Source organism: Agrobacterium sp. a22-2, assembly GCF_012276985.1.
GTDB lineage: Bacteria > Pseudomonadota > Alphaproteobacteria > Rhizobiales > Rhizobiaceae > Allorhizobium.
Window position 1 is genome coordinate 135,508 of record NZ_JAAXMM010000016.1, and the last position, 10,243, is coordinate 145,750.

Genomic DNA, 10,243 nt, shown 5'->3' on the forward strand with positions numbered 1-10,243 from the left:
TCCCGCTCAAACAGCATCGACGAATTTGGCCTGCTGCCGGTATTTCGGACATTGAGTTAAGCTAATCCCACCTTTGTTTCAAAGTCATTGGGGCTGAGATAGCCCAGTGTCGAGTGGCGTCGTTTTGGGTTGTAAAAGCGCTCGATGTAATCGAATACATCGGTTCTGGCATCATTGCGCGTCCGATAGACCTTAGGGCTGTCCTTTCCGTTTTGGGCGATGAGAAGAAGCTTTCCATCGCGGCATTGTCCCAGACATTTCCAGAGCGGCTCATCGAGCAGGTGATGCCATGGTCCGTCATGAGACGCTGGAACTGTTCGCTCGTGTATTGGGCAGATTCAAGCGGTCGTCGCAACAGGGTCTTTTCTACCTCGCTAGAAATCGGTCGAGGACTTCAGCAGGTGTCTTCCAGCCGAGTGTTTTGCGCGGTCTGGTATTGAGGGAGTGGGCGACAGCGTCCAGTTCTGTATTTGTATGACGGCTCAGATCCGTGCCTTTGGGAAAGTACTGGCGCAACAAACCATTCGTGTTCTCGTTGGAGCCACGTTGCCATGGGCTTTGCGGATCGCAGAAGTAGACCGCCAAGCCGGTGTCGATGCGCAGCTTGGCATGCTGGGCCATTTCCGCTCCCTAATCCCATGTGAGCGACTGACGCAACTGCTCTGGAAGCTTTGCCATCGAGCGAACAATTGCTTTGCGAACTGCTTCCGCGTCATGTCCCGCGAGCACGGGTCCGTTCTTCACCCATGGATCCTGCTGATGCCCTTCCATGCGGGGGAGGTGTAGGAGCATTGTGAAGCGTGAACTCCGCTCGACAAGGGTGCCGATGGCGCAGCAAGGCGGCAGGTGATGCTGACTATCGAGCAGCGACCACACAAAGGCCCGAACAATCGCACGGAAATCTCGACGCCTTATCCAGTAGGTAATGCCCCCGCAATGTTTTCGTTTCATCGTCTCCTTGGAACCGCCGCCGCGGCTTTCCGTCGATCTGGAACAGGAATGAACCCTATGAGCCAATACAATCGCCAGACATGGAGAAAGCGGATTGCCGCCTTCGCATGGGCCGCAACATGTGTGATAAATCCCTCGGCCGTTTTTGTGGCTGAACTCGAAGCAACCGAGGCCGCACTTCGAAATTGGTACCTTGGGAGGCTGTTGCCATGACATGGGATCCTGCCAAGGAATGGGCGGGCTATGTCCCCCCGGTGCCGTTCGAGAACTATTCGGAGCGGTATGCAGATTTTTTCAGGATGAACCGGCAGGATGGTGTCATCGAGTTGCGCATGCATACCGATGATGGCCCATACAGGCACTCCTCCGCCGCCCACAACGCATGGACGCGGTTATGGCAGGATGTCGGCAATGATCCCGAAAACCATGTGCTCATCATCACCGGCACGGGCGACAAGTGGATGACTGGTGACCCGAAAGGGCTCAATCCTAAGCCGGCGTCCGATCTGGAACCCGATCACATCTTTCAGCGGATGATCGATGGGTGGAAGCACATCGAAAGCTTCATCTACAGCATCGACATTCCGACGATCGCAGCAGTCAACGGTCCGGGCGTCCACACGGAGTTCGCGATGCTCTGCGATGTCACGCTGGCCGCGCCCGACGCGGATTTCATGGACCCGCACTTCTGGCTGGGCAGTCCACCCGGGGATGGCCAAGGGATGGCATTGCAGGCGTTGATGGGGCAGAAGCGGGCCGCGTATCATATCTATGCCGCAAAGCCTATTCCGGCACTGAAAGCGCTCGAACTCGGCATCGTCAGCGACATCTTCGCGCGCGGGGAACTTCTTGAGAAGGCCAGGGACCTTGCCCATTTCATCATGAAGCGGCCGCGCTACGCGCGATGGGCGACCCACAACATCCTCTCGCGGCACTGGAAAAAGGTGCTCGCCGAAGACTTCGGCTTCCACATGGCGCACCAGATGCTGGCAAACGTGGCGAGCAAATCGCTCGTTCCCGATCCCGAGTTGTTGAAGTCCCGCAATCCCTTCTGAGCCGGCCTCGATACCAGTTCGGACCGGCGCCCAGCGACCCCGATTGCAAAAGTCGAGCCTGGCCGGCTTTCCAGGAGTTATCACTATGAAGAATGAGAAACGCAATGGGCCTGACCGGACCGCTAAAGCCCCGCAAGGCAAGCATCTTCCGCTAAGCCGCAGGGGTTTTCTGGTAGCCGCGCTGTCGACGGCGGTGGTATCTGGCGGCAACTTGGCCCATACCGGCGACAGTCCAAGGCTGCGAGGACAGTCAGCGGTACCACACGCATGGGAATACGCCTACGTTTACGCCTATGAATAAAGCTTTGCGTATGGCTGCTTTTGTCTACTTTCAATTATCCACATCGTCTGCCGGCCTATTGGGCCCTTTGAATCGGCCGGGGTTCCGTCTGTGATGCCGAACCACGGAGGTGTCACAGATGCGGGACGAGACGAGCGAGAGTGCCTGGCAGGAAGAAGAGTTTTCTGCGGCCGCCCTTCCCGACAAACGCTTGGCACGCCGGCTACGGCGGTTGCTGGGTCAGACGTCGGCCGCGCCGGGCGGGCCAATACCGGCGGCCCGCGGCGACTGGGCGGCGACGAAGGCCGTCTATCGCTTCTTCGACAAGGCACGTGTGGCCCCGGCAAACTGACACATGATCCTCTCGTAGCTTGCAAAGGCCTCAACGGCCTGATGCTTAAGAGCGAGCTCGCCAGCGAGAATGTATGCCCCTACAAGGGCAAGGCTTTCTCGACGACCTTGCGTTCTGCCGGGGTGATGCACTCTTTTCGCTCGGTGCCCGCTTCGCAAGTGATCTTGGACAGATCGAGGGAGCATCGGCGCGGATCATCGATCACGCCGTCTTCGCGGCCGTCCATGCCATCGCACTAGCGCATGACTTCCGCACCGATGAGGTCGACCTTGTCGGCTTTGAGAATCGGCTTTCCGTCGGGGCCGGTGTTGGCCTGTACCTGTCAGGCAAGGCCCGGACCGGCAAGACCGGTCTCGTTCAGCGCCGGAGATGATGCCCTGGAACATTTTCGGATAACGCAAGGCCGCCAAGTTGGCCATGCGTCCGCCGGTGGAGCACCTCTGGAAGATCGCTTGGCCTGTGGGTTTCCCATAAAAGGCCTCGATCATGACCTGCGCCACGCGCTTGGTTTCGCCGATGAAGCGCCAGCCCCAGTCGCGCTCGGCATTGACGTTGCCGTCAGCCCAGTCGCCTTTGATGACATTCAGACCGTGGTGGCCACTGTCGGAGGTAGCGGTCGCATAGCCTCGCTGGAGCCCCGGACCCATGGCGTTGACGAAGCAGCTACGGCCGCTGATGCTGCCGCAGAAGCCGTCGCATCCAACTTGGTAGTACCTGCCGTTCCAGCCCTCGAGCGGCAGGCGCACCTCGATGGAAATGGCCGGGAGCGCGGTGGCGCGCACCTCGCAATAGGCCGGCGTCTCACCAGCATCGATGGCGGGCGCAGAGGTGACATAGCTCGCGTCAAACACTGCATCTCGAAGCGCGGTGCATTTCGCGTGCGGTTGGTCCTCAGCGAGCGCCGACGTCCCCAATAGGCCACCAACGCCAATCAGCGCCAATTTGGCGCCGCCGGAAAATAGAGTCTGCATGCTCTCCCTCCATGTTGATGGGCGCGCGGCGCGGATCCTCCTCCGTCGCCGCATTTCCGGGTGTGGCTCTGCCGCTGCGCCGCAATGTCTGCGCGGCGTTCGTCCTCCTTCGCTGATCGTCTGCCCGCCGAAGCGGAATTGATGGTGATGAAATTACCGATCTGGGTTCCGTGCGCCTTTTGGATCGCAGGATTAGAAATTCACCTGATCGCCGCCCTTCAGCGCTAGCATGGAGCGCGCTTCACTTGGTGTGGCGATTTCCAGTCCCAAACCTTCCAGCACTTGACGGATTCGGCGTACCTGCGCGGCGTTGGATTCCGCCAACCGTCCGGGGCCGTCCCACAGCGAATCCTCCAACCCCACCCGTACGTTGCCGCCCATGGCGGCGGCCATCGTGAGGATGGGAAGCTGATGGCGTCCGGCGCCCAGGACCGACCAGACGTAACTGTCACCGAATAAGCGGTCGGCGGTACGCTTCATGTGAGAGACGTCGTCGGGATGGGTGCCGATCCCGCCCAAAATTCCAAAGACGGTCTGTATAAAGAGAGGCCCTTCGACCAGTCTGCGATCGCGAAAGTGGGCCAGGCTGTAGAGATGGCTGGTGTCGTAGCATTCGAACTCGAACCGTGTGCCATTACAGCCGCAATGCTCGAGAATGCGCTCGATGTCCTTGAACGTATTCTTGAAAACCGTGTCGCGGGTCTTTTCGAGATAGTCCGGCTCCCAGTCATGCCGGAATTTTTCATAGCGGCCGAGCATCGGATAAAGGCCGAAATTCATCGATCCCATGTTGAGCGAAGCCACCTCCGGTTCAAACTTTAGGGCCGGCTGCAGGCGTTCCTCGACCGTCATCGTCGGGCTGCCGCCGGTAGTCAGGTTCAGCACGGCGTCGGTGGACTGCTTGATGCGTGGCAGGAAGGCCGCGAAAGCGTCAGGGTCCTGGGTCGGTCGGCCGTCCTGCGGATGGCGGGCATGCAGGTGGAGGATCGACGCTCCCGCCTCGGCCGCTTCGATGGCCTGTTCGGCGATCTGGTCGGCGGTTACGGGCAGATAGGGAGACATGCTGGGGGTATGGATGCCGCCGGTGACGGCACAGGTGACGATAACCTTGCGGGGTGATTTGGCCATGCTGCTGTTGCTTTCCTTGTACTCAGATGTTTTCGACATTGCCGCAGACACTGATGGCCTGGCCCGAGATGTTGGCACCCCCGGGCGAGGCCAGGAACAGCGCGGTGGCCGCGATGTCCTCGGGCTCGACCATGCGGCGCAGCGAGATGTTGGTGAGGTATTGCGCCTCCATGTCCGCATAGCTGAGGCCCGAGGCCTCGGCACGCTCGCGGATGACGGCCTCGATGCGCGCGCCGCGCACGACACCCGGCAAGATTGCGTTGACGCGGATCCCATCGGGACCCATTTCCTTTGCAAGACTTTGGGTCAATCCGACGATGCCCCATTTCGAGGCGGCATAGGGTGTCCGGAGCGCATAACCCAACCGGCCCGCAACCGACGAAATGTTGAGGATCACGCCGGCGTCACTGGCGCGCAGGAGCGCGGCCGCGCGGCGCACCACCAGGAACTGCCCCATCAGGTCGACGTCGAGGGTACGGCGGATATCCTCGACCGACAGTTCGTCTATTGCGCCCGTCGGTCCCGCTATTCCGGCATTGTTGACCAGGACGTCGAGGCCGCCGAGCCGTTCGGAGGCCGTATGGATGAGGGTGTCGACCTCGGCCTCGTCGGAGACGTCGGCACTCAGCGTCGAGACAGCGGGATGCACCGCCGCAAATTCTGCCAGGGCCTGCTGGTCGATGTCGCAGATCAGCACTCTCGCCTGCGCTTCGAGGAAGGCCCGGGCAATGGCGGCGCCGATGCCCGATGCGCCGGCGGTGACAAGAACCCGCAGGCCGGGGCGAGGCAGCATCCGTTCAATCATGTTCATAGGCATTCCAGTCGAGATGGTTTCGAAGCCCGTGTCACGTCAAGCGACCTCGAGCCAGTTTCGGCGTATGTCGGGATGGGCCTCAAGTTCGGCAGGTGTCCCGCGGAAGACCAGTTCGCCATGGCCCATGACCATCACCTGCTGTGCGACCTTGAGGGCGATGGTCAGCTTTTGCTCGACCAGCACGACCGCGACGCCGCGGCGGCCGATATCGAGGATGACCTCCATCACTACCTCGACGATGCGGGGGGCGAGGCCCTCGGTCGGTTCGTCGATCAGCAGCACACGGGGATTGCCCAGCAGCGAGCGGCAGATGGTCAGCATCTGCTGCTCGCCACCCGATAGATATCCGGCGCGGATGGCGCGCCGTTCTCTCAGGCGGGGAAAATAGTCATACATCTCGTCGACGGACCAGCGATGCGTGCCGGGTCCGCCCTGCTGCATGCCCATGGCGAGATTCTCCTCGACCGTCAGGTTCGGGAACACCAGGCGTTCTTCGGGAACGTAGCCGATTCCCTGCCGGCAGATGCAGTAGGGTCGCTGCCCGGCAAGAGAGCGTCCGTCCAGCATCACCGTCCCGGCGGTAGGCGGCACGAGGCCCATCATCGCCTTCAGAAGCGTCGACCGGCCCGAACCGTTGCGCCCGAGCAGCGAGACGATTGCCGCTTCCGGCACCTCCATGTCGATGCCGTGCAGGATGTGGCTCTTGCCGTAATGAGCGTGCAGGCCCTTCACTTCTAGCAAGCTCATAAGGCCTCCTCGCCCAGATAGGCTTCCTGGACCTCGCGGTTTGCGCTAATGCGATCCGGCGTGTCGGTCGCGATGATGTCTCCATAGACCAGCACGGACACCTGGTCGCAGAGGCTGAAGACAACGTCCATGTCGTGTTCGACCATGAGCAGCGTCTTGCCTTCGGTGACCGTACGGATCAGGTCAATTGCCTTTTCGGTTTCCTCGCGGGACATGCCGGCCGTTGGCTCGTCCAGCAGGATCACCTCGGCCCCCGTAGTCAGGGTCATGCCGATCTCCAGCGCTCGTTGTTCGGAATAGGTCAAATCGCCGGCGAGATCGTCGCCGCGCGCCTCCAATCCGACGCGGGCCAGGACTTCGGCGGTCTCATCGTTGATCTCGCGCATGCCTGAAACGGGGCGGAACAGGCCGTATCGCACCCCGTGACGGGCAAGCACGCCGATGCGCAGGTTCTCGAAAACGCTGAGCCGATGGAAGATGTTGGTGATCTGGAAGGAACGCGCCAGTCCTGCCCGGTTGATCAGATGCGGCGAGAGACCTGCGATGCTCTTTCCGTTCAGAAAGATCTCGCCGGAAGACGGCGCGAACATGCCCGAGATCAGGTTGAAGAGCGTCGACTTGCCGGCGCCGTTGGGGCCGATGACCGCGTGGCGCTCCCCGGCACGGATGTCGAGGTCCAGACCCTTGATCACCTCGATCGGTCCGAAGGACTTCATCACGCTGGCAAGCCGCAGTGCCGGCTGTTCTGTCACTGTCATTTCACACCTCCTGGCAGGGCAGAGTTGGCGTCCGTGTCATGGCTTTTGCCTTGCTGTCCCAGATTGTGCTGATCCGCCGGCGGGCACGGGTGAGGATCGTTCCGCCTCCCAGCAGCAAGGCAGCCGGAAGCAACGATGTGACGATGCCGGTCGGGTTCCAGCTGAAGCCGAAGAGTTCGTAAGAAGGGAGCGAGGCACCGGCATTCCGCCTCATCATCGCGTATTCCTCGCCGAAGACGACAGCCACGGTCTCGGTCACCAGCACCACCCCGGCAGCGATCAGCAGTCCACCTGCCAGCGCCAGCAGGTAGTGGCCTGACAGTTGGCTCCAGTCGAGCTGCCGGCGGTTGCGGATGTGATGCTGCAGGACACCGCCGATGCCGGTGGGTGCGTAGAGCATGACCAGCACGAAGATCAGGCCCTGGTAGAAGACCCACGACCGCGTGACGTCCGAAACCAGGAAGGAGAAAAGCGTAAAGGCGGCAGCGCCGATCACCGGGCCGAAGAACACGGTCGAGCCGCCGACAAAGGTCTGCAGTACCACTTGAGCGGAAACACCGCTGGCAAACAACGAGTAGTTCGCCGTCTCGTTCGAGATCGCTTGCAGCGAGCCTGCGACCGCAGTCAGCATGGCGGACACGGTAAAGATGATCACCTTGGCGGTGCGCGCGCTATAGCCCAGAAAGCACACGCGCTGTTCGTTGTCGCGCAGTGCCAGTGTCAGCCGCCCAAACGGCGTGCGCGTATAGGCCCACAACCCGAGTCCGCAGATCAGGACCCATGCCAGCGTCAGGTAATAGACCTCAAGCATCGAGCCGAAAATGATCCCGTTCCAGGGCATCCGCATTGACGATATACCGGATTCGCCTCCAAAAAAACCCTGCAACTGCGGCGCCAGCGAATGGAATAGCTCAGCGACCGCCAATGTCACCAGGGCGAAGTAGACACCCGAACGCATGGTCGTGAAGTATCCCGCGATCAGGCCGATCAAGAGGCCTATCGCCGCACCGGCCAAGGGCACGAGCGGTGTCGGGAAGGGAAGCCCACCCTCGATTGCTCGCATCAGATGCAGCGCCGCGAAGGCACCCACTCCGAAATAGGCAGCGTGTCCGAAGGAAAGCAGACCGGCCTGGCCGATGAGCAAATTGAACGCCAGCGCAAAGAGGCTTGCGATCAGCACGTTGGCGAGCATGTTTTGCCATCCGAGGCCCAGGAAAGGCGGAACGGCGACCAGTAGCACCAGCAGGACGGCGGAAATAATTACGTTACGCATGGATCCCATCTCAGTTGCGCTCGCCGATGAGGCCTGCCGGCCGCACCAGCAGCACGATTAGCATGAGTGCGAAGGGGATTGTGGCGCTGATCGAGGACAGCTTCAGCGTCATCAGTCCGCCAATCGAACGGGCCCAGTCTCCGAGGCCGACATGACTGAGCATGCTGGCCAGCGACCAGTCGATGCCGACCGCGAAGGAGGAGAAGAGGCCGATGAGCAGCGAGGCCAGCAGCGATCCCTTCAGCGATCCGAGACCGCCGACGACAACGACGACGAACACGATGACGCCGAGTTCCAATCCCATGTTCGGGTTGGTCGGATAAAATGCCCCTGCCACGGCGCCGGCCAATCCCGCCAAGGCTGCGCCGGTGCCGAACACGAACATGAACACCATTGGAATATTATGCCCCAGCGCGTCGGCCATGGCGGGCAGCCGCTCGGCGGCGCGCACGACGATACCGGTGCGGGTCCGCGTCAGCAGCAGCCAGAGCGCCGTGAACATCACCACGGCCACGCTGCCAATGAAGATGCGATAGAAGGGATAGTCGGCACCGAAGATCTGGAAAGCGGAAAACCGCATCTCGCTCGGCATCTGGTAGTTGACCGGGAAGTCGCCGAAGAAGAGCTTGATCAACTCCTCTATCATCAGCGCCAGACCGAAGGTCAGCAGAAGCTCGTGGGCGTGGCCATGGGCATGGACCCGCGGCAGGAGAAAGCGCTCCACCGCCATGCCGACAAGGCCCACGAAGATGGGAGCCACCAGGATCCCGGCCCAGAAGCCGAAGATCGACGAGACGGCATAGGCGACATAGGCGCCCAGCATATAGAACGAGGCATGGGCGAAGTTCAGTACCCCCATCATGCCGAAGATGAGCGTCAAGCCGGCCGAGACCATGAACAGCAATAGGCCGTAGGTCACGCCGTTCAGCGTGGAGATGATCGCGAATTCCATGGTTGATCCTGATGGTAACGGTAGGAGTGGTCCAGCCGGCAAAGGCGCTGGCCGGACCGCGCACTGCGACGGTTACTCTTGGGGCCGTTCCATCTTGCAGCTATCCTGCACCGGATAGATCGCCTGGTCTCCGGCAATGACCTTGACGGTCGCAAAGCCCATATTGGTGCCATCGGCCGGATATTTCGGATTTTCGACGACCTTCGAGACGACAACCGGACGGATTGTCTGATGGTCGTCCTTGCGGACGGAAATCGGGCCGAGGGGTGATTCATAGGTCGTGTTTTCGAGCGCCAGTGCGATCTTGGTCACACCGATGTCGCCGCCGCCGAAATCGACCTTACCCAGCGCCTGCTGCAGGGCGCCAAGCGCAAATGTGGAATGCCCTTCGACAAAGATGGGATAGTGGCCGGTCGACTTCTTGTAGGTCTCGGCGAACTGGCCGTTGGTGGCGGCATTGTCATAATTGTTGGCGATATAGTGGCCCAGGGCGGTTTTGCCGGCATTGGCGATGTTGCCGGGTTGATCCAGGAAGGCCGTCGCAAAGGTCACGTCAAGCCCCGCATCGCCCACGGCCTTCATCAGCAACAGCAGGTCGTTGGACCAGTTGCCGGTGAAAACGGTGTCGGCGGCGGCGGCCTTGATCCGCGCGACGAACGGCGCGAAGTCCTGGATCTTGTTCACGTCGTGCAACACTTCGTCAACGACGGTATAGCCACCAGTTTCTGCCGCAGCGGCGACGGCCGCCTGCATGTCCTGACCCCAGGAGTAGTTCTGGTTGATCGAGTAGACTTTCTTGCCCAGTTCACCCGCCTCTTTCATCGCGCTGACCATCGCATTCACCCGCATCGGCGCGGTTGCCGTGTAGCGAAAATGGTAGAACTGGCACTTCTGGCCCGTAAGCTCCATCGCATCGCCGCCCAGGTTGATGAAAATCACCTCTTGGCCTGGGTTGCGCAGAT

11 protein-coding genes and 2 pseudogenes are annotated in these 10,243 nt (G+C 61.0%); 2 read left to right on the plus strand and 11 right to left on the minus strand.

Features of this window, described 5'->3' with window-relative positions; genetic code table 11:
- Positions 1 to 56: 56 nt before the first annotated feature.
- Positions 57 to 334 (minus strand): annotated as a pseudogene (locus HFC70_RS22345) (IS3 family transposase); the annotation flags it as partial.
- Between the two features lie 4 nt (positions 335 to 338).
- A pseudogene (locus HFC70_RS22350) lies at positions 339 to 831 on the minus strand (IS30 family transposase); the annotation flags it as partial.
- A gap of 329 nt (positions 832 to 1,160) precedes the next feature.
- Between HFC70_RS22350 and HFC70_RS22355 the strand changes: the two are divergent.
- Together HFC70_RS22355 and HFC70_RS22360 are read left to right on the plus strand one after the other, a co-directional pair.
- Positions 1,161 to 2,006 carry an enoyl-CoA hydratase/isomerase family protein gene (locus tag HFC70_RS22355; RefSeq protein ID WP_168475490.1) on the plus strand — a complete coding sequence of 282 codons (846 nt, stop codon included), beginning with the start codon at positions 1,161 to 1,163 and terminating at the stop codon, positions 2,004 to 2,006.
- Between the two features lie 419 nt (positions 2,007 to 2,425).
- On the plus strand, positions 2,426 to 2,638 hold the full coding sequence (locus HFC70_RS22360) for a transposase (protein ID WP_246735909.1): 213 nt from the start codon (positions 2,426 to 2,428) through the stop codon (positions 2,636 to 2,638).
- 79 nt (positions 2,639 to 2,717) lie between these two features.
- Here the strand turns inward: HFC70_RS22360 and HFC70_RS27325 are convergent, their stop codons facing one another.
- From HFC70_RS27325 to HFC70_RS22400, 9 genes are all read right to left on the minus strand, one after another.
- Positions 2,718 to 2,864: a tannase/feruloyl esterase family alpha/beta hydrolase gene (locus HFC70_RS27325; RefSeq protein ID WP_210259389.1), complete on the minus strand. Its 147-nt coding sequence runs from the start codon at positions 2,862 to 2,864 to the stop codon at positions 2,718 to 2,720.
- Complete coding sequence (locus HFC70_RS22365) at positions 2,833 to 3,609, minus strand: tannase/feruloyl esterase family alpha/beta hydrolase (protein WP_210259390.1); 777 nt, start codon at positions 3,607 to 3,609, stop codon at positions 2,833 to 2,835. Before HFC70_RS22365 ends, HFC70_RS27325 begins: the two co-directional genes overlap by 32 nt.
- A 192-nt stretch (positions 3,610 to 3,801) precedes the next feature.
- The gene (locus HFC70_RS22370; RefSeq protein WP_168475491.1) at positions 3,802 to 4,737 is read right to left on the minus strand and encodes a 3-keto-5-aminohexanoate cleavage protein; all 936 of its coding nucleotides are present in this window, start codon (positions 4,735 to 4,737) and stop codon (positions 3,802 to 3,804) included.
- A 22-nt stretch (positions 4,738 to 4,759) separates the two neighbouring features.
- A complete protein-coding gene (locus HFC70_RS22375; RefSeq protein WP_168475492.1) occupies positions 4,760 to 5,548 on the minus strand; it encodes an SDR family oxidoreductase in 789 nt (262 codons plus the stop codon).
- Between the two features lie 39 nt (positions 5,549 to 5,587).
- Positions 5,588 to 6,298 carry an ABC transporter ATP-binding protein gene (locus HFC70_RS22380; protein WP_168475493.1) on the minus strand — a complete coding sequence of 237 codons (711 nt, stop codon included), beginning with the start codon at positions 6,296 to 6,298 and terminating at the stop codon, positions 5,588 to 5,590.
- Positions 6,295 to 7,056, minus strand: coding sequence for an ABC transporter ATP-binding protein (locus HFC70_RS22385; RefSeq protein WP_168475494.1), 762 nt, complete (start codon positions 7,054 to 7,056; stop codon positions 6,295 to 6,297). The genes HFC70_RS22380 and HFC70_RS22385 overlap by 4 nt, the downstream gene beginning before the upstream one ends.
- Before the next feature lies 1 nt (position 7,057).
- Positions 7,058 to 8,248: a branched-chain amino acid ABC transporter permease gene (locus tag HFC70_RS22390; protein ID WP_246735910.1), complete on the minus strand. Its 1,191-nt coding sequence runs from the start codon at positions 8,246 to 8,248 to the stop codon at positions 7,058 to 7,060.
- A 91-nt stretch (positions 8,249 to 8,339) separates the two neighbouring features.
- Entirely contained in the window at positions 8,340 to 9,281 is a 942-nt protein-coding gene (locus HFC70_RS22395; protein WP_168475496.1) for a branched-chain amino acid ABC transporter permease, read from the minus strand.
- Between the two features lie 72 nt (positions 9,282 to 9,353).
- On the minus strand, positions 9,354 to 10,243 hold an 890-nt coding region (locus tag HFC70_RS22400; protein ID WP_168475497.1), incomplete at its 5' end, for an ABC transporter substrate-binding protein.